The organism is Pseudaminobacter soli (ex Zhang et al. 2022) (assembly GCF_014595955.1).
GTDB lineage: Bacteria > Pseudomonadota > Alphaproteobacteria > Rhizobiales > Rhizobiaceae > Kumtagia > Kumtagia pseudosoli.
On record NZ_JABVCF010000007.1, the window covers coordinates 267,991 to 287,475 of the forward strand.

A 19,485-nucleotide genomic window follows, 5' to 3' on the forward strand; every position below is an offset into this window, starting at 1 on the left:
GGCTCAAGGCCTCTCTACGCGGGCGACGCGAAAAGTGTGCTCCTCACCACCGCTTGAGACGGAGACATACTCGCCAAGAACGAACCGCTCCGCCTCGAAGCGGAAGCCGATCTCGTCGTCTGCCTCATCCTCCTTGTCATAGTCGAAATACCAGGGGCCGTCCGGCCGACGGCGCAGCACGCCGATGCGGTCCTCCTCACCTTTTCTGAAGCGGCGCACCCGGCACTGGGCTTCATGCTCCTCCCACTGTTCGGCATTGAGCCGGCCGTCGGGATGCAGCGGCACCAGCAGGTCATAGCCGGAGTCCAGGTCGCCTTCGGGATGTCCCTCCTCGCGCGCAAGATGCAGGCGCACCTGACGGAAATTCGGGGTGAGGTCCTTGGCTTCGATCATTTCCATTCCTTCCCTGGATCACGAGGAGATTGCTCTCGCCCCTGAAAGCCTCCGCCCCCCAACTTTGTTCAATCTCTGGACAACCAGCATAAAGATACGCTCGACATCGTCCTCATGCTGCGGCGGGAGCAAGGCGCTCGCGCACCCACTTCACGATCTGGCCGGCGGGCATGGCGCCCGACATGCGGGCGATCTCCTGCCCGCCCTGGAACAAAATCATCGTTGGGATGCTGCGTATGCCGAGGCGCGCGGAGACCTCCTCCTCGTCGTCGGAGTTGAGCTTGAGCAGCACCACCTCCGGCTCGAGCTGCTGGGCGGCCGCCTCGTAGGCCGGCGCCATGGCCAGGCAGGGTCCGCACCAGGGAGCCCACACATCGACGAGGACGGGCAAGGTGGTGCGGTTGATGTGGCGATCGAAGACTGAGCCGTCGATATTGTGGGGGTGCCCCGAGAAAAGCTTGCTGCCGCACTTGCCGCACTTGGCATCCGTTGCGCGGCGATCGCCCGGAAGCCTGTTCACCCCTCCACAACTGCTGCAAACGACCAAATACTCGCTCATGCTGCTCTCCAGTGTCTCTCGACCCGGTCTGTCGGCGCCTAGAGGCCTTTACGATCAGTCGAAGGCGCTGCGAGACCGTTGGAACGAAGGCGACGTCGATTCACCTCCTGAAAGTAGAGCGCGGAGGCGGAGGTGCCATTGGCCGCATGCCAGCCGCACGTCGAAGGAAAGCACTTGTCTGGCGGGTACGCGGGATTGCATTATCAGCCCTGGCACAAGAACCGCCCGAAGGACCTTTGTCCTGCTGAAGTTGTCGCTGATGGAACGGACCATCTGGTCTGAGGTTGTCGCCTGGGCGGCGGGTTCGAGCGGTCGTTCGGGCATCCACCTGTCGCCAGCCGAGAGAGGGACTTTGACATAGCGCAATGCTGGCGAGCCGTCGGCTGCCGAGGATCGCTCGAACTGGAGGTGTTCGGCCTTGACGATCAGGAATCTCGAACGGGCTGTCCGGCCCACTTCGGTGGCGGTCTTCGGTGCATCGAAACGCGAAGGCTCCGTTGGCCGGGTGGTGGTCAAGAACATCGTGGAAGCCGGCTTCGAGGGGCAGGTCTGGCCCGTCAATCCGAAGTACCGCGAGGTCGCCGGGTTCCCCTGCTACAGCTCGGCGTCGGCCTTGCCCGAGCCGCCCGATCTCGCAGTGATCGTCACCCCGCCGAAAACTGTCCCTGGCATCGTCGCCGAACTCGCCGCGAAGGGCACGCGCGCGGCGGTGGTCATCACAGCCGGGCTCACGCAGAAAAACGGCTTGCGCCAGGCCATGCTGGACGCCGCGCGGCCCAACCTCTTCCGCATCATCGGGCCGAATACGCTCGGCCTCATGATCCCGCCGATCAGGCTGAACGCCAGCTTCGCGCATATGGCGCCGCAGCCGGGCAACATCGCGCTGCTCTCGCAGTCGGGCGCGATCGCGACCTCGCTGATCGATTGGGCTGCCGACAACAATGTCGGGTTCTCCCATATCGTCTCGCTCGGCGACATGGCCGATGTCGACGTCGGCGACTGGCTGGACCTGCTGGCCGGCGACGCGACGACGAAAGCCATCATACTCTACCTCGAGACCATCTCGAACCCGCGCAAGTTCATGTCGGCCGCGCGCGCCGCTTCGCGCCTGAAGCCGGTCGTGGTCGTCAAGGCCGGCCGGCATGCAGCCGCAGCCAAGGCCGCTGCCACCCACACCGGCGCACTGGCAGGTGCGGATCGCGTCGTCGATGCTGCCTTGCACAGGGCGGGCATCCTGCGCGTGACCGGCCTCGGCGAATTGTTCGACGCGGTCGAGATTACCGCCCGCTTCCGCCCGCTCGAACGCGCCCGCCTGGGGATCGTCACCAATGGCGGCGGCGCCGGTGTGCTCGCTGTCGACCAACTCGAGGATAGCCGAGGCGAGTTGGCTGAACTCGCGCCCGACACCATCGCCCGGCTCGACGCTGTGTTGCCGCCAGCCTGGTCCGGCGCGAACCCGGTGGACATCATCGGCGATGCGCCCCCTGATCGCTACGTGGAAGCGGTCAAGGCGGTGGCTGCCGATCCGGCGGTGGATGCGGTACTGATGCTCAACTGCCCCACCGCACTCGGCTCGCCAGCCGAGGCCGCTGCGGCTGTTGCGGCGCTCACGAAGGACGGCCGGATCGGCAGCAAGCCGGTCCTGACCTGCTGGCTGGGCAACCACACCGCGACGGAGGGCCGCCGGATCCTCCAGGATGCCGGCGTCGTCAGCTTCGAGACGCCATCCGCTGCGGTCGTTGCCCTCTCCTACCTGAGCGACTGGGCGAAAGCGCAAACCGCGCTGACGCGTGTGCCGTCGAGCCGCAGCGAGGATGTGGCGAGCGACCCGGCTGCGGTGCTCGAAATATTCCGGCAGGTGGCGAAAGAGGGCCGCCGCATGCTGACCGAGCCGGAAGCCAAGGCGGCGATCCAGGCCTATGGCATCCCTGTGCCGCGGACGATCATCGCGCGCTCGCCGCAGGAGGCCGGACTGGCCGCCGAGCAGTTGCTCAAGACGTCCCGCAAGGTCGTCGCGAAGCTGCTCTCGAAGGCGGTCTCGCACAAGTCGGACATCGGCGGGGTGATCCTCAATCTGGGCAGCGCGGCCGAAGCGGAACGCGCCGCAGTCGAAATCGAGCGCCGCGTTCGGGAGCACGTGCCCGGGGCTGATCTCGAAGGCTATGCCGTGCAGCCCATGGTCGAGCGGGGACAGGCGCAGGAACTCATCCTTGGCATGAGCCGGGACCCGATCTTTGGGCCGGTGATCCTGTTCGGCGCGGGCGGGATTGCCGTCGAGGTCGTGGACGATACGGCGATTGCGCTGCCGCCGCTGGACAACGTGCTCGCCGGGGATCTCATCGAGCGAACCCGCGTCGGACGCCTGCTCGCCGGCTTCCGCGACCGGCCGCCGGCGGATTGCAGGGCTATCGAGGCGGCGCTCAACGGGCTTTCCCAGATGGTGGTGGATTTCCCGTGCGTCATGGCGATGGACGTCAACCCGCTGCTCGCCGACGCGGAAGGCGTCATCGCGCTTGACGCCCGCATCGAGATCGATCCGGCCCGGGTCGAGCAGGAAGGGCCGAACCCGGCCTTGGCCATCCGGCCGTATCCCGCAGGGTGGGAGGCGGAACTGGATGCCGGTGACCACCGCTACCGGATCCGCCCGATCAAGCCAGCCGACGTCGAGCTTTATCCGGATTTCCTTGCCAAGGTGTCGCCGAACGACATCCGACTGCGTTTCCTGTCGCCGCGAAAGAGTTTTCCGGATTTAGGGATGAAGCGCCTGACCCAGCTCGACTACGACCGGGAGATCGCCTTTGTCGCGCTCGACCGGGACAGCGGCGAACTGGCGGGTGTCAGCAGGCTGTCCTGCGATCCGGACCGAACTTTGGGCGAGTACGCAGTGCTGGTGCGCACCGACCTTCAGGGCAGGGGACTTGGCTGGGCGCTGTTGAAGAAGATCGTGGACTGGGCCAAGGCCGAAGGCGTGAAGCGCGTCGAAGGGCTCATCCTCAGCGAGAACTACAAAATGCTCTCGATGGCCGAGGCGTTCGGGTTCGCCATCTCCAGGCACCCCACCGAACTGGGCCTGTCGCTGGCGACCCTGGTGATCCAGCCGGATGCATGATTCCCAAGGAAACAACGGGTCCTCAAGTTCCTAGCGCTGCAGGCTCTGGACATAGCCCGTGAGTTCATGGATGCGCTCCTCGGTGACGACCTGGCCGCCTGCCTCTCCATAGAGCGCCTGGTCCGCCGGCAGGAACTTGCGGCCCCAGACCGGCATCTCCCGGCTGCCATGTCCGGGGACGATATAGCGGCCGTCGATTGTCGCGAAGACCCGCGAATAGGGGAAACGGCCGCCATTCCTCTGCGCCAGCCTGGTCAGGTCGGCCGGAGCTCTCTTCAGTTCCTTGGCCATCGGGCCGTCTCCCTGTCCCTTCATGCCGTGGCATGGGGCGCAGGAGTTGACGAATTCGGACTCGCCATGACCCAAGTCCTTGGCATGGCCCGGAACGATCAGGGCCACCACCCAGAACGTCGCGACGATGAAGCTGGTCTGCATGCAGCGCCTCGCCATTTCGAGCCGAGACTAGGCCGCCTCGGATCAAGGCCCTTTGACTCCGATCAACGGCATCGGCTCTATTTGATCCAGCGCAACTCACGGGCCGAGCAATGTTCTAGAGGTTGTTGGGAAGGCAAAGGGAGGACTTTCATGACGATCAGAACCATCCTTACAGTTGCTGGTGTCGGGAATGAACGCGGCGACCTCGAGCTTGCTGCGCGGCTTTGCCAGCAGACGGGCGCGCACCTTTCCGTACTGGTGGTAGGCATGGCCGCGCCGCCGCCAATAGGCGAGTATGCGGCAGTGGTCTCGGATGCCTGGTTGCAGGAGCGTCAGGCGGAAATGCATCGCGTTAGCGATCGCGTCAGCGAAGTGACCAGTTTCATCGCCGCCAGCGCCGTCTCGGGAGACGTTGCCGACGAGTATGTGGAACTCGCCTGGGCCGACGAGTCAGTTGGGCGGCGGGCCCGCTACGCCGACCTCACACTGGCGGGTCCCAACACTCTCTTATCGGGCACGCTGAAGGACAAGGTGATCGAAGGCGCGCTGTTTGGTTCGGGCAAGCCGCTGCTGCTCATCCCGGCAGGCATCGAGCCGACGCTCTCTCCCAAGCGCGTCCTGATCGGCTGGGACGGACGGATCGAGGCGTCCCGCGCGGTCCGCGAAGCGCTCGATATGCTGAGAGGCGCGCAAGAGGTGCGCGTCGCGCTCGTCGATCCGGGGCAGGGCGAGGACACGCACGGCGAGGAGCCCGGTGCGGATCTGGCGGCTTATCTCGCCAGGCATGGCGTGAAGGTCACCGTGGATCGCCTGCCGCGGGAGGGCAATTCGGTTGCGGACGTGCTGCGGCGGCACGCCACGGACACGGCCGCCGAGATGATCGTCATGGGAGCCTACGGACATTCGCGGCTGCGTGAGCGCATTTTCGGCGGCGTGACCCGGTCGATGATCGAAAATCCGACCCTGCCGATCTTCATGGCGCGTTGAAAGCTTGCGGCCCGGCACTGGCTTGGCCTGCCGGGCCGATCACCGCACGGGGGTCTGCGATTGCCGCTCCCTGCCTTCTCGCTGCATCTCCTACTGGCCGACAGTGCGCTGCCGAGCACTGCTGCGCCGCTGCCGGCGGCGGGCAGCTTCAGGCCGCCTTGATCGAGATCTGCTTCTCGGCGTGCTGGGCTTCCGGCGTCTTCGGCACTTTCACCTGCAGTATGCCCTTGGAGAAGGTCGCCTCGATCTTTTCAGCATCGATGTTCTCGGGCAGTTGAAAGGAGCGCTGGAACGATCCGAAGCGGCGCTCGGAGAGGTGATAGTCCCCTTCACCCTCCTCCTTTTGCTCCTTCTTCTCCCCCTTGATGGTCATCATATGGTTGGAGACTTTGACCTGAATGTCCTTCTCGTCGATTCCGGGCAGTTCGGCGGTGATCTCGTAGCAGTCACCCTTCTCTACCACGTCGAATGCCGGCGCTAGCCGCCAAGCTGACTGGCGCCCAGACCTGTCGGGATCGAACATGGAGCGGGTGGACGGAAGCCTCCAGCCGAAGGGGCGGAAATCGTCGAACAGCCGTTCGATCTCTCGCTGCAAGCTGTCGAACGGCATCCAATCATCCCTACGCGCCGGAGCGGCCCCCCTCTGCTGGGCGACCGGCATTTTCTCTTTCTCGGCCATGGGATTCCTCCTTTGTTTTTGGGGGGTCGTTGCACCGCTCGGAGGCATGAAATCCCCTCGGCAAAGCGCCGCATTGACCCGGATCAACTCCGAGACTGCCAAGCCTGTTGAGATTTGGCGGGAGTTGATGCTGGAGGCTTAGCCGCGTGCCGCCGCCGGCTTGACAAAGGCGAGGGTCAGCCACCGTGCGGTGAGCGCGGGCTTGGGCGAGCCCTCGATCTCGATCGTGACGTCGTGGGCGATCTCGACCCAGCCCGAAGGCCGCGACTTCAGCTTCGCCAGGACGAAGCGTGCGCGGATGCGCGAGCCCGTCTTCACCGGCGCCACGAAGCGCAGCGTCTCAAAACCCTGATTGATGCCGATATCCGAGCCCTCGAGGCGCGGCACGGTCTCGAACGCCGTGGCTGAGAGCAGCGATAGCGTCAGGAAACCGTGGGCGATGGTGCCGCCGAAATTCGTCTCGCGCGCCGCACGCTCCGGGTCGCAGTGGATGAACTGGTGGTCGTCGGTGGCGTCGGCGAACTGGTCGATCATCGCCTGCGTCACCTCGCGCCAGGGCGAGACCACCTCCTGGCCGATGCCGGCCTCTGCTTGTTCCAGGGTGATGGTGTTCACTCTGTCGTTCTCTTCCTTGCTTGCCGCAGCTTTGTTCGTGCGTCCTTCGAGGCTCCCCATCGACTGCTCGCCACTTTTCGTGGCTCGCGCTCAGGGTCGCACCTCAGGATGAGGACCGTTGCGGCTGCAGCGCTGGTCGCCGAAGCCGCTGCATCGGTGTTGCTCCAGCGTTGTGCATCGCCTGTCGGGGATGCAGGCAGGGCGGTCCTCATCCTGAGGTGCGAGCCCGCACGGCGCTCGAGATTCGAACGTACCGATGCGGGCGAGCCTCGAAGGACGCACCAATACTCAAGACGCGCGGGAAAGTACAAGGTCAACGAAAAGGAAGCGCGGGCTACTCGGCCGGCTCGACCCCCGTATAGGCGGCCTCCTGGAGTTCGCGCTTCAGTCGCGCCTCTTCATGCGCCTTGGGCGTCACGAAGCGGCCGAGCAGCAGATAGGCGACCGGGGTCAGGAACAGCGTCGACACGGTGGCAAGGCCGAGGCCTCCGACGATCACCCAGCCCAGCGCAATGCGTGCCTCCGCGCCGGCGCCGCTGGCTAGCACCAGCGGCAGGCCGCCGAGCACGGTGCAGATCATCGTCATCATCACCGGCCTGAGGCGGATGAGCGACGCCTGCTCGATCGCCTCGCGTACGCCCAGGCCGCGGTCACGCAACTGATTGGCGAACTCGACGATGAGGATGCCGTTCTTCGCCATCACCCCGACCAGCAGCACCAGCCCGATCTGGCTGTAAGCGTTGAGCGACGTTCCGGTCATCAGCATGGCGTAGACCGCACAGGCCAGCCCCAGCGGCACCGTCGCCATGATGATGATGGCGCTGATGAAGCTCTCGAACTGCGCGGCAAGCACGAGCAGGATGATTACCAGGGCGAAGCCGAAGACGGCCAACATGCCGCTGGAGCTCTCGCCCAGCGTGGCCGCCTCGGCGAGCGGGATTATGCGGCTGCCGTTCGGCAGCAGCGGAGCGGCGATCCGCTCGGCCGTCTGCAAGGCTTCGCCCAGGGCGAAGCCCGGCTTCAGGCCCGCCGTGATCGCCACGGCCCGCAACTGCTGCTCGCGCTGCAGCGACGGCGGCACGGCGCGCTCGGTCAGCGTGGCGAAGGTGGACATCGGAACGTAGCGCCCATCGGATGCGCGCACGAAGATGTTCTCGAGATCGGTCGGGTCGTTGACCGGATTGCTCGTGGAAATGAGCTTCACCGGATAGCTGCGGTCCTCGATGAAGACCTCCGCCACCTCGCGGCCGTCGAGCATCGCCTGCATCGTATCGGAAAGGCCGGCGATGTTGATGCCGAGGTCGGACGCCCGCTCACGGTCGATCTCCACGGTCAGCTGCGGCTGGGTCGCATCGGTCGAGAGCCGCGGCTGATCGAAACGCGGGTCCTTCTCCAGTTCGGACACGATTTTCGCGGCGACTTGGTTCAACTCGGAGTAGCTGTTGCCGACCACTGCGAACTGCAGGCCGCTGCCCGCGCCGCGGATGCCAAGGCTGTTCGGCGAAATGGAAAAGGCTCGCACGCCCGGCACCTGCTGCACGATCCGGTTGATGTCGGCGACGATCTCCTGTTGGCTGCGCGTGCGCTCATCCCAGGGTGCCAGCGCCATCACCATGAAGCCGCTGTTGGTCGAGCCGCCCTGGCCGACATTGGCGAAAGTGCTGACCACCTCGCCGGAATCGCGCAACGGCTGGATCAACTCCTCGATGCGCCGCATCTGCTGGGTCGTGTAGTCGAGGCTCACGCCTTGCGGCGCGGTCACGCGCAGCAGGGCGAGCGAGCGGTCCTCCTGGGGCGTCAGTTCCTGTCGGATCAGGCCGAAGGCGCCAAAGGCCGAGGCGGCGAACAGGACCGAAACGAGGACAACGATCAGCGGTGCGTTGAGGCAGGCGTGCAGGCATCGCCGATAGAGAGACGCCAGCCCGCCTCCCAGGGCGGCCACCGGGCCGCGGCGATGCTCATGCCCGCCGGTTTCCTTCAGGATGCGCGAGGCAAGCATCGGGCAGAGCGAGAGCGCCACGACCGCGGACAGCAGTACCGCCATGGCGAGCACGAAGCCGAACTCGCGGAAAAGCCCGCCGGTCTGTCCGGGTAGAAAGGAGAGCGGGACGAACACGGCGGCCAAGGTCGCGGTGGTCGCGATGACTGCGAAGAAAACCTCCTCGGTGCCCAGCACCGCTGCCGCACGGGGACCCATGCCCTCGTTGCGCCGGCGCACGATGTTCTCGAGCACAACGATGGCGTCGTCGACGACGAGGCCGGTCGCCAGCACCAGCGCAAGCAGCGTCAGGATGTTGACCGAGAAGCCGGCGAGATAGATCGCGGCGATGGTGCCGACCAAGGCTACCGGCATGGCCAGCCCGGGGATGATGGTGGCGCGCCAGTCGAGCAGGAAAAGATAGATGATCAGGAGCACGATGGTCACGGCAAGGACCAGCGCGATCTCCACCTCATGGATGGCGCCTTGGACGAAGGTGGCATCGTCGCTGTTGACGCGGATCGTCATGCCTTGCGGCAGGTTCTTCTGGATCTCTGCGGCGGCCGCGCGCACGCCTTCGGAGATGTCGAGCGTGTTCGATTGCGCCTGGCGGACGATGCCGAGGCCGATGCCGGTCTTGCCGTCGGAGCGGAGCGAGGTCGTGTTCGGGTCGCCGCCGAGCGTCACGGTGGCAACGTCGCCGAGCCTCACACGGTCGGCGATCACGATGTTCTCGAAGGCCTCCGGCGTGGTCACGCTGGCGGTCGCCCTGACGATGAGGTCCTGATTGCTGGTGGTGAGCGAGCCGGCCGGCGTGTCGAACGCGACCGAGGCGAGCGCATCGCGTATATCGACGAGGCTAAGTCCGTAGCTGGCGACCTTGGCCTGGTTGATGTCGACGCGGAAGATCTTTTCGCGGTCGCCATAGATCTGCACGTCGGCAACGCCGGGGACTGCGGCAAGGACATCCGCGATCTCGTCCTCGACCAGTATGGTCATGTCCTCCACCGACATGGAATCGGAGGTGACCGCCAGTCGCATCACGGCATCGGCGTTTGCGTCGGCCTTGACGATCCTCGGAGCGTCCATGTCATCGGGCAGCTGATTCTGGGCGCGGCTCACCGCGTCGCGCGCGTCCGACGCGGCAACGTCGAGGTTGACGCCGTCGTTGAACTCCATGGTGACGCGGCTGCGGCCATAAGAGGAGGTAGACGAGATCGATTTCACGCCCGAGACACGGGCCACGGCGCCCTCGATCACCGCAGTCACCTCGCGGTCGATCGTCTCACCGGAAGCGCCCCGGAAATCCGCATTGATGGTGATGACCGGTCGGTCGACATCGGGCAACTCGCGGATTTCGACGCCGTAGAAGGCGGCGAGCCCTGCGACACCGATCAGCGTGTTGAGTACGAAGGCGAGCACCGGGCGCCGCACGAACAGCGCGGTGAGCCCCCTGCCGCCGCCTTCACCTTGCATATCGGACATCGGCGCCCCCTTTTACGAGCCGCTGCGGGGGCCGGCATTCGGCGGGGTGGGCTGCGGTTGGGCTCCTGCTACCAGCAGTTCCGCGCCCTGCCGGACGAGGTGGATGCCTTCGGTCACGACATCGTCGCCCTCACGAAGCTCGCCCGCCACGAGGACGTTCTCGGTATTGCGCTGGATCACGCGCACCGGCACCCGTTCGGCCAAGCCGCTGCGCACCGCCCAGACGAAGGCGCCATCGCTGCCCCATTGGATCGCGAGCGGATTGACCGACGGATAGACGTCGCCCGGGAAGCGCATCGAGACCTGGAAGGACATGCCGGCGCGCAAGATGTCGTCCGCATTGGGGATGCGGGCGCGCACCAGGAGCGTGCGGCTCTTCTCGTCCAGGCGGTTGTCGATCGCCGCGATCAGGCCCTCCACGACCTCGCCGGGGCGGGCGATCAAGCTGGCGGTGAGCGGCGCACCAACCTGCACGAGGCTGGCATAGCGCTCGGGGACCCAGAAATCGACCAAGATGGAGGAGCGGTCATCGATCACCGCGATCTGCGTATCGGCGGTAACGTGATTGCCGGCCTCGACCGGAAATATGCCGACGACGCCGGCTATCGGTGCTGCGATGGCCCGCCGCTCCAGGGAAAGCTCGGCATCGCGCAGCGCCAGGCGGGCGTTCTCGACCGCGAGTTCGGCCTCGGTGACCTGGACGGCCGTGGCGGCATTGGACGAGCGCAGGGACTTGACGCGCTCCACGCGGGCCTTCGCATCGTCGAGCGCGATCCTCGAGCGGTCCACGGCGATCTGCTCGGCGTCCGAATCCAGCCGCGCCAGTACGTCCCCGCGGGCGACCCGCGACCCCGGCTCGACCAGCGTCTCGACGAGCCGGCCAGACGTATACGGCTTCACCGAGACCGAAGCATTGGCGCGGCCGGTGCCGATCGCGGAAAGCCTGTCGTTTATCGTCGCGTTGACGACCGGCGCAGTGACGACGGTGGCCGGCTGGCGGGAACCCTGCCGTCCGCCCTCGCGCCTGTCGCCGCCGGCATCGCCCGACGGCTGTTCGGGGGCACCGGCCAGTTGAACCGCCCAGTCCAGCCCCCATTGCGAGGCGATCTGCGGAGCACCGGGGTAGTAGCGGATCCAGGCAAACCCGGCCGCTGCAAGCAGAAGGATCGCGATTGCCAGTTGCTTCCAGGCAGCCATCAGTACTCCAAGCATTCCGCAGGCGTGGCGGGCCCCAACAGCCGCCGACATTAGGCGCGACGAGTAAGCCGTCCCTCACTTGTCCCCGATCCTTATGTCGTTTTGCGGGCGGCAGCGCACCTAAAATTATTGTTAGGATTCAATAGGCGCCATGCTGGCCCGGCTGGCTGGATTCAGCGCAGGTCCTCCATGTCGCGAATGCGTTTGGCACCATCAGCGTCGAGCGCGCGCGTGACCTCGCTGATCAGTGTCTCGGCAACCACCATCAGCGCCGCCGATGAATCCCACGGCGAAGGCACTCCGGTGCGTCCGGTAATCACGTGCTTGGCGAAGCGCGAGATCGGGGACAGCCACTGGTCGGTGATCAGCACGATTTTCACCCCGCGCTGGTGCGCCTTCTCGGCGAAGCGCAGAAGACTGTCCTGATATCGCCTGATATCGAAGACGATCAGCACGTCGCGCTTGCTCATGTCGATCAGCCGATCGCGCCAGTTGCTTTCCTGGCCGGCGAGGTGGAAGACGCCCGGCCGCACGATCGTGAGGTGGGCCGCCGTGTAGCGGGCAAGCGGATCCGTGAAGCGGCCGCCGATCAGGTAGATGCTCGCACGGCGATCGGTCATCAAGGCAACGATGTCTTCGATCTGCTTTGGCGGAATGTGCCGGAACGTCTCCCCGATATTGGCCAGAGTGGCGGCTATGACAGACGAGGTGCCGTCGGCATCGGGCATCAGCGGAGCGTCTGCGCGTGAGGCGGGAGATTGCAGTTGCTCGGCAAGCTCGTCCTGCAGCGCGGCCTGGAACTCGGGATAGTTCTGGAACCCAAGCCGCGACACGAAGCGCAGGATCGTCGGCGAACTGACGCCTGCCTGCTGCGAGAAATCGGCGACGGTCTTCAGGCCCGTCAATGGATAGTTGGCGATCAGTATCTGGGCAGCGCGGCGCTCGCCAGGCGGCATGGCCTCGAAGCGCTCGGTGATCAGTTCCGCAACGCTCGCCCCCATGAACCCTCCTGCGCTTCGTCCGGGCAAGCCGTTTCCCGTTTGACAAACCCTTTGCGGACGTATCAAATCATCCATCGGAGCGGAATGGAACTGTCAAAGTAACGTTCGATACGCGCCGGGGGAGGACGAATGGGAGCGCGGGAGGATCTTACAGCAGACGAGGCGGTGGACGTCGTGAATCGCGACGGACGCGGCTGCGTCGTGCTGGTCTGCGACCATGCCTCGAATTTCCTGCCGCGGGAATTCGGTGGGCTCGGGCTGGATTCGGCTGAGTTCGCTCGTCACATCGCCTGGGATCCGGGAGCTCTGCCAGTTTGTCTGGAGCTCTCGGCGCTGCTGGACGCTCCACTGATCGCGTCACGCATCTCACGGCTCGTCATCGACTGCAACCGCCCTCTCAACGCGCCGGACCTGATCCCGGAGATCAGCGAGACGACGGTGATACCCGGCAACCTTTACATTACCAAATGGGAGCGCGAGCGCCGCATCGCCCTTGCCTATGAGCCCTTCCACAGCGCCATCGATGAGCTTCTGAGCCAGCGCGAATCTACCGGGCAGGAGACCTGTCTTGTCTCCATTCATTCCTTCACGCCGGTGTACAAGGGTGTGAAGCGTCCGTGGGACATCGGGATCATCCACGATGAAGACGAGCGGCTGGCCCGGCCAATGGTCGAAGCGCTGCGGCGGCTATCAGGCATTACAGTCGGGGTGAACGAACCGTATTCTCCGGCCGATCGCGTCTACCACACCATCGCCACGCACGCGCACCCCGGCGACCTCCCCTGTGCGATGGTGGAACTACGCAATGATCGGATCGCAGATACGGCAGGGCAGTATCGCTGGGCAGGGCTGCTGGCGGGGATACTTTCGCAGTTGAAACCTTCCGGAGGCGATCCCGCGGGCTGCTTCCGTCACTCCTCCGTTCATTGAGAGGTGAACGTTTGCCGACAGCGATTCAGACCTTTGTAAGGACCGTCGACGCCATCAATCGCCGCATCGGCCGGTTCGCCATGTACCTCATCTTCGTGATGGGCGCGATCCTGCTCTACTCGACGCTGTCGCGCGTCCTTTTCGGGGTGCCGGTGAACTGGGTGATGGAGATGTCCCAGTTCATGCTGTCGGCCTACTATCTGCTCGGCGGCGCCTACTCCATGCAGCTCGACGCGCATGTGCGCATGGATCTCTTCTACGGGATGATGAAGCCGAAGACGCGGGCCATCACCGATTCCTTCACGATCGTCTTCGTTATTTTCTATCTCGTCGTGCTGTTCTGGGGCGGCATCTCCTCGACGGAATATTCGATCACCTACAGTCAGAAGAACTACACCGCATGGGCTCCGGTGCTCTGGCCGATCAAGGTCATCATGACGCTGGGCATCTTCCTGATGCTGCTCCAGACGATCGCCCAGTTCTTCAAGGATGTCGCTGAAGCGCGCGGAAAGCCGATCGCATGAGTTCCGAATTCATCACGCTCTTCATGTTCGCCTCGATGCTGCTCCTGATGGCCACCGGCCAGCGGGTCTACGGGGTCATCGGTGCGGTCGGGTCCGCCGCCGCGCTCATGCTTTGGGGCAAGGGATCGTTCGAGCTTCCCTTCAACGCGGCCTTCCAGGTCCTCAACTGGTATCCGCTGATCACCGTGCCCTTCTTCGTCTTCATGGGCTACATGCTTTCCGAATCCGGCATTGCCAAGAATCTCTACCGGATGTTCCATGTCTGGTTCGGCTCCGTTCGCGGCGGACTGGCGATAGGAACGATGGGCCTGATGATCATCATCTCGATGGTCAATGGCCTTTCCGTCGCCGGCATGGCGATCGGCGCGACCGTCGCGCTGCCCGAATTGTTGCGGCGCGGCTATGACAAGGTGATGATCACCGGCGTCATCCAGGGCGGATCGTCGCTCGGCATCATGGGCCCGCCCAGCGTGGTGCTCATCCTCTACGCCATGATTGCGCGCCAGCCGGTTCTTCAATTGTGGCTGGCCGGCATCGGGCCCTTCATCCTGATGGCGATCATCTTCACCGCCTACATCTACATACGCTGCCGGCTGCAACCCGAACTCGGGCCTGCCTTGCCGCCGGAGGAGCGGGCCAGCATCACCACGCGTGAAAAGCTGGTTCTGCTGCGCGAAGGCCTGCTGCCGTTCGGCCTCTTCGCGATCATCATGACGCTGTTCCTGTCGGGAACCACCAGCCTTGTCGAGACCTCGATGGTGGCCGCGCTGCTGGCACTTCTCGCCGCGTGGGCGACAGGTCGCCTCAATCACCAGGTGCTGGAGACGACGACGCGCAACACCTTGGCCGTCTCGGCGATGTTCCTGTGGATCATTCTCGGCGCACTGTGCTTCAGCGCCGTCTACGATGGCCTGGGCGCCATCAAGGCCATCGAGAGCCTGCTCCTGAACACCTGGGAACTCAGCCCCTGGGGCGTTCTGTCGATGATGCTGCTTTCCTTCATCATCCTCGGCATGTTCCTCGACGACACCGCCATGCTGGTCATCGTCGCGCCGCTCTATATTCCGCTGGTCAAGGTCCTCGGCTTCGATCTCATCTGGTTCGGCATCCTCTACACGATCACCTGCCAGATCGCCTACATCGTGCCGCCGTTCGGCTACAACCTCTTCCTGATGCGGGCCATGGCGCCGCCGGAAATCACCATCGTCGACATCTACAAGTCGATCATCCCGTTCTTCTTCCTGATGGTGTTCAGCATGATCATCATCATGATCTTTCCGGACATCGCGATGTGGCTGCCCGACGTCTATTCCGGAAAGAGATAAAACGAGGTCGAACCTGGGGAGGGTCCATGGAGCATGGGGAAAAATCGAGAGGCGGCTGACAGGTCGCTGAACGTTCTCGACCTGCTGCAAGGAAAGTGAGTTGTTCACTTCAATGGGAGACTTGAAATGACCGATACAAAGACCATCAGCAAGCGCGATTTCCTGCGCAAATCCATTCTGACCGGTGCCGGCGCCGTTGGTGCCACGACGCTCGCCGCACCCTATGTCCGCGCGCAGGCCCCGATCAAATGGCGCCTCCAGACCTATGCCGGGCCGGCTCTTGCCGATCATGTCATCAAGCCGGCAATCGACGCCTTCAACAAGGCCGCAAACGGCGAGATGGTGATCGAGCTCTATACGGCCGACCAACTCGTGCCGCAGGGCGAACTGTTCCGCGCCGTTCAGGCCGGCACCATCGATGCTGCGCAGAGCGACGACGACTCCATGGCGTCGCCGGTCGATGTCGCCGTGTTCGGCGCCTATTTCCCCTTCGCCTCGCGCTACAGCCTCGACGTGCCGGTGCTCTGGAACTGGTACGGCCTGAAGGAGATCTGGGAGGAGGCCTATGGCGAGGTGCCCGGCGTGACCTGGTTGAGTGCCGGCGCGTGGGATCCTTGCAACTTCGCCACCACCAAGCCCATCCGCAGCCTCGAGGACCTCAAGGGCCTGCGCGTCTATACCTTCCCGACAGGCGGCCAGTTCATCTCGCGCCTCGGCGTCGTCCCAGTGACGCTGCCGTGGGAAGATATCGAAGTCGCGCTTCAGACCGGCGAGATCGACGGCATTGCCTGGTGCGGCGCGACCGAGACCTACAGCGTAGGCTGGGCCAACGTCACTAAATACTATCTCACCAACAACATTTCCGGGGCATGGTCCGGTTCGTTCTTCGCCAACAGCGAAAAGTGGAACGCGGTGCCCGAGCATCTGAAGGAAATCTTCAAGCTGGCCATGGATTCCTCGCATTACTATCGTCAGCACTGGTACTGGTGGGGCGAGGCGCACTACCGCACCACCGGCGGCAAGCTCGAGCTCACCACCATCCCGGAAGACGAGTGGAAGAAGGTCGAGGATATGGCTCTTGAATTCTGGGGCGAGATTGCCGCCAAGAGCGAGCGCAATGCCAAGGTCGTCGATATCCTCAAGAACTATCAGGAGACGATGCGCAAGGCCGGCGCGCCCTATCGCTACGGCTAAGGACGGCAAAATCCAGGACTGCCCCGCGGGTCGGGGTAGTCGTCCACACCTGAAATTTGGCCTGTCCGCATCTGCCGGGCAGGCCTTCCAGTTGAAGTACAAGAAGTGACGATCACGCGGAGTGCGGTATGGCGGGCAATCTGACTTTTGAGGAATTGAAGAAGCATGTCGCGGCAGGCGACATCGACACGGTGCTCGCCGCGGCCGTCGACATGCAGGGCCGGCTCATCGGCAAGAGATTCCTGGCCAAGTTCTTCGTGGAATCCGGCTACGCAGAGACCCACTGCTGCAACTATCTGCTCACCGTCGACGTCGATATGGAGGTGGTGCCCGGCTACAAGGCGGCGAACTGGAACAAGGGTTACGGCGACTTCATGCTCAAGCCGGACATGGGCACGCTGCGGCGCATCCCCTGGCTGGAAAAGACGGCGCTGGTGCTGTGCGACATCCAGGACCACCACAGCCACCAGGATCTGCCGCACTCGCCCCGCGGCATCCTGAAGCGGCAGACCGAGCGGCTGAAGGAGCGAGGCTGGATGGCTTACATGGCCTCCGAGCTCGAATTCTATCTGTTCGACGAGACCTACGACTCGGCTCGCCAGAAGCGCTGGCACGGGCTCGACACCGCTTCTCCCTATATCGGTGACTACCTGATCGGCATCACCACCAAGGAAGAACAGGTGATGCGGGCGATCCGCAACAACATGGAAGCCGCCGGCATTCCCATCGAGAACTCCAAGGGCGAGGCAGGCCCCGGCCAGGAAGAGATCAATGTACGCTATGCCGAGGCGCTGGAGATGGCCGACCGCCACGCCATCCTCAAGAACGGCTGCAAGGAGATCGCCGAGGGTCTCGGCAAGTCGCTGACCTTCATGGCGAAGTACAATTACGGACTGGCCGGCAATTCCAGCCACATCCACAACTCGCTGTGGAGCGCCGACGGCCAGACGCCGCTGTTCTACGATCCGAAGGCCGAATACACCATGTCGCCGCTGATGCGCTCCTGGGTGGCCGGGCAGCTCAAATATGCGCGCGACTTCACCTGGTTCCTGGCGCCATACATCAACTCCTACAAGCGCTTCCAGGTCGCCACCTGGGCGCCGACCACGATCAGTTGGAGCCGGGATAACCGCACGGCGGGTTTCCGCCTGTGCGGCGAAGGCACCAAAGGCATCCGCATCGAGTGCCGCGTCGGGGGAGCCGATCTGAACCCATATCTCGCCTTCGCGGCGCTGATCGCGGCGGGACTCGCCGGCATCGACGAGAAGCTGGAGCTGGCAAAGCCTTTCGAGGGTGACGCCTACCACAACGAGCAGCTCACCGAAATTCCGAAGACGCTGCGCGACGCGATCGATACGCTGGCAGGATCGTCGATGCTCAAGGAGGCCTTCGGCGACAATGTGATCGAGCATTACCTGCACACCGCGCGCTGGGAGCAGTTCGAATATGATCGGCGGATCACGGACTGGGAACTGCACCGGGGATTTGAACGGTATTGACGCCATCTCGGAGTGTTCTCCGGGCCCCGAAGGACGTTATTCAGGTATTTTCGCTAGGGAGACATCCTTGGAAACCATAAGACTCAAATCCCCCATCGACGGCTCGATCTATGCCGAGCGGCCGGTGGCGACGGATGCGCAGATCAATGCTGTCGTCGAGCGGGCCCGGGCGGCGCAGCCGGGCTGGGCGGCGCTGTCGATCGCCGATCGCGGCAAGTACATGCTCGCTTTTCTCGAGGCGCTGGTCGGCAAGGCCGACGAGATCGTGCCGGAACTCGCCTGGCAGATGGGCCGGCCGGTGCGATATGGCGGCGAGTTCGGCGGTGTTAAGGAGCGTACGCAATATATGGTGGAGATCGCCGAGAAGGCGCTCGCCCCGGTGCCGGCCTCCAACCCGAAGGACGGTTTTCGCCGCTACGTGAAGAGGGATCCGCTGGGCGTGGTGATGGTAATCGCGCCCTGGAACTATCCCTATCTCACCGCCGTGAACACGATCGTGCCGGCGCTGATGGCGGGATCCACCGTCATTCTGAAGCATGCCGCGCAGACGCTCTTGGTCGGCGAGCGGTTCGCCCGGGCTTTCGAGGCTACGGGACTGCCGAAGCACGTGTTCCAGAACGTCGTGCTCAACCACGCACAGACCGAAAAACTGCTCGGCTCCGGCAGGATCGACCACGTCAACTTTACCGGCTCGGTGGCCGGCGGGCGGGCAATCGAGAAGGCCGCAGCCGGGACCTTCATGACGCTCGGACTGGAACTCGGCGGCAAAGATCCGGCCTATGTGCTGCCCGACGCCAAGCTCGACCACGCCATCGCCAACCTCGTCGAGGGCGCCTTCTTCAATTCCGGCCAGTGCTGCTGCGGCATCGAGCGGATCTATGTGCACGAAAAGGTCTATGACGACTTCGTCGATGGCTTCGTGGCCGAAGCGCGCCAATGGACGCTTGGCGACCCCAGGGACAAGGACACGGTAATCGGGCCGATGGCGCAGTCGCGCTTCGCCGACTTCATCCGCGAGCAGAAGGCCGAGGCGCTGCGCAAGGGCGCGACGGCGCACATGAACACCAAGGATGAGCGCGATACGGCCGGCTCGCCCTACCTGCCAGCCGAGGTGCTGACCGGCGTCAACCACCAGATGAGCGTGATGCGCGAGGAGAGCTTTGGGCCGATCGTCGGCGTCATGAAGGTGCGCGACGACGACGAGGCGGTGACGCTGATGAACGACAGCCCCTACGGGCTGACGGCTTCCATCTGGACGCGCGACACCGAGCGGGCGATCGCCATCGGCGACCGTGTCGAGACGGGCACGGTGTTCATGAACCGCTGCGATTACCTTGACCCGGCACTGGTCTGGACCGGCGTGAAGGATACCGGCAAGGGCGCGGCGCTGTCGGCAATCGGCTACGACAATCTGACAAGGCCGAAGAGCTACCATCTCAGAGAGGCGATCTAGGCCTCTCATGTCATCGACCCCCACTCCGGCTCGCTTCGCAAACCACCTCTCCCCCGGGCAGGGGGAGAGGTGGCGAGCGCAGCGAGCGGGAGTGAGCGTGCTTCACTATTCCGGAAAGCTCA

At 64.2% G+C, this 19,485-nt stretch carries 16 protein-coding genes; 8 read left to right on the plus strand and 8 right to left on the minus strand.

The window, feature by feature from the left end:
- Positions 1 to 3: 3 nt before the first annotated feature.
- The gene (locus HUI96_RS15120) at positions 4 to 393 is read right to left on the minus strand and encodes a hypothetical protein (RefSeq protein ID WP_188255487.1); all 390 of its coding nucleotides are present in this window, start codon (positions 391 to 393) and stop codon (positions 4 to 6) included.
- A 112-nt stretch (positions 394 to 505) separates the two neighbouring features.
- The gene (trxC, locus tag HUI96_RS15125; protein WP_188255488.1) at positions 506 to 952 is read right to left on the minus strand and encodes a thioredoxin TrxC; all 447 of its coding nucleotides are present in this window, start codon (positions 950 to 952) and stop codon (positions 506 to 508) included.
- A gap of 418 nt (positions 953 to 1,370) precedes the next feature.
- On the opposite strand from trxC, the gene HUI96_RS15130 reads away from it, so the two are divergent.
- Complete coding sequence (locus HUI96_RS15130) at positions 1,371 to 4,061, plus strand: bifunctional acetate--CoA ligase family protein/GNAT family N-acetyltransferase (RefSeq protein ID WP_188255489.1); 2,691 nt, start codon at positions 1,371 to 1,373, stop codon at positions 4,059 to 4,061.
- A gap of 30 nt (positions 4,062 to 4,091) precedes the next feature.
- Here HUI96_RS15130 and HUI96_RS15135 read toward each other — a convergent pair whose 3' ends face one another.
- Positions 4,092 to 4,496, minus strand: coding sequence for a c-type cytochrome (locus HUI96_RS15135; RefSeq protein ID WP_188255490.1), 405 nt, complete (start codon positions 4,494 to 4,496; stop codon positions 4,092 to 4,094).
- Between the two features lie 150 nt (positions 4,497 to 4,646).
- Here HUI96_RS15135 and HUI96_RS15140 point away from each other — a divergent pair, with 150 nt between their 5' ends.
- On the plus strand, positions 4,647 to 5,483 hold the full coding sequence (locus tag HUI96_RS15140) for a universal stress protein (protein WP_188255491.1): 837 nt from the start codon (positions 4,647 to 4,649) through the stop codon (positions 5,481 to 5,483).
- Between the two features lie 148 nt (positions 5,484 to 5,631).
- Here HUI96_RS15140 and HUI96_RS15145 read toward each other — a convergent pair whose 3' ends face one another.
- The 5 genes from HUI96_RS15145 to HUI96_RS15165 form a co-directional block, all read right to left on the minus strand.
- Complete coding sequence (locus tag HUI96_RS15145) at positions 5,632 to 6,162, minus strand: Hsp20/alpha crystallin family protein (protein WP_188255492.1); 531 nt, start codon at positions 6,160 to 6,162, stop codon at positions 5,632 to 5,634.
- Positions 6,163 to 6,300: 138 nt separating this feature from the next.
- Positions 6,301 to 6,777, minus strand: a complete 477-nt coding sequence (locus HUI96_RS15150; RefSeq protein WP_337918381.1) for a MaoC family dehydratase — start codon at positions 6,775 to 6,777, stop codon at positions 6,301 to 6,303.
- A 334-nt stretch (positions 6,778 to 7,111) separates the two neighbouring features.
- The gene (locus HUI96_RS15155) at positions 7,112 to 10,240 is read right to left on the minus strand and encodes an efflux RND transporter permease subunit (protein WP_188255494.1); all 3,129 of its coding nucleotides are present in this window, start codon (positions 10,238 to 10,240) and stop codon (positions 7,112 to 7,114) included.
- 12 nt (positions 10,241 to 10,252) lie between these two features.
- Positions 10,253 to 11,437 carry an efflux RND transporter periplasmic adaptor subunit gene (locus tag HUI96_RS15160; RefSeq protein ID WP_188255495.1) on the minus strand — a complete coding sequence of 395 codons (1,185 nt, stop codon included), beginning with the start codon at positions 11,435 to 11,437 and terminating at the stop codon, positions 10,253 to 10,255.
- A gap of 173 nt (positions 11,438 to 11,610) precedes the next feature.
- Positions 11,611 to 12,438, minus strand: coding sequence for a MurR/RpiR family transcriptional regulator (locus HUI96_RS15165; protein WP_188255496.1), 828 nt, complete (start codon positions 12,436 to 12,438; stop codon positions 11,611 to 11,613).
- 129 nt (positions 12,439 to 12,567) lie between these two features.
- Here HUI96_RS15165 and HUI96_RS15170 point away from each other — a divergent pair, with 129 nt between their 5' ends.
- From HUI96_RS15170 to HUI96_RS15195, 6 genes are all read left to right on the plus strand, one after another.
- Complete coding sequence (locus tag HUI96_RS15170; protein WP_188255497.1) at positions 12,568 to 13,368, plus strand: N-formylglutamate amidohydrolase; 801 nt, start codon at positions 12,568 to 12,570, stop codon at positions 13,366 to 13,368.
- Positions 13,369 to 13,379: 11 nt separating this feature from the next.
- Positions 13,380 to 13,892, plus strand: a complete 513-nt coding sequence (locus HUI96_RS15175) for a TRAP transporter small permease subunit (protein WP_188255498.1) — start codon at positions 13,380 to 13,382, stop codon at positions 13,890 to 13,892.
- Positions 13,889 to 15,217: a TRAP transporter large permease gene (locus HUI96_RS15180; protein ID WP_188255499.1), complete on the plus strand. Its 1,329-nt coding sequence runs from the start codon at positions 13,889 to 13,891 to the stop codon at positions 15,215 to 15,217. Before HUI96_RS15175 ends, HUI96_RS15180 begins: the two co-directional genes overlap by 4 nt.
- Positions 15,218 to 15,343: 126 nt before the next feature.
- Positions 15,344 to 16,411 carry a TRAP transporter substrate-binding protein gene (locus HUI96_RS15185; RefSeq protein WP_188255500.1) on the plus strand — a complete coding sequence of 356 codons (1,068 nt, stop codon included), beginning with the start codon at positions 15,344 to 15,346 and terminating at the stop codon, positions 16,409 to 16,411.
- A gap of 128 nt (positions 16,412 to 16,539) precedes the next feature.
- Complete coding sequence (locus tag HUI96_RS15190; protein ID WP_188255501.1) at positions 16,540 to 17,910, plus strand: glutamine synthetase family protein; 1,371 nt, start codon at positions 16,540 to 16,542, stop codon at positions 17,908 to 17,910.
- Between the two features lie 67 nt (positions 17,911 to 17,977).
- On the plus strand, positions 17,978 to 19,363 hold the full coding sequence (locus tag HUI96_RS15195) for an aldehyde dehydrogenase family protein (protein ID WP_237684144.1): 1,386 nt from the start codon (positions 17,978 to 17,980) through the stop codon (positions 19,361 to 19,363).
- The last annotated feature ends 122 nt before the right edge of the window (positions 19,364 to 19,485 follow it).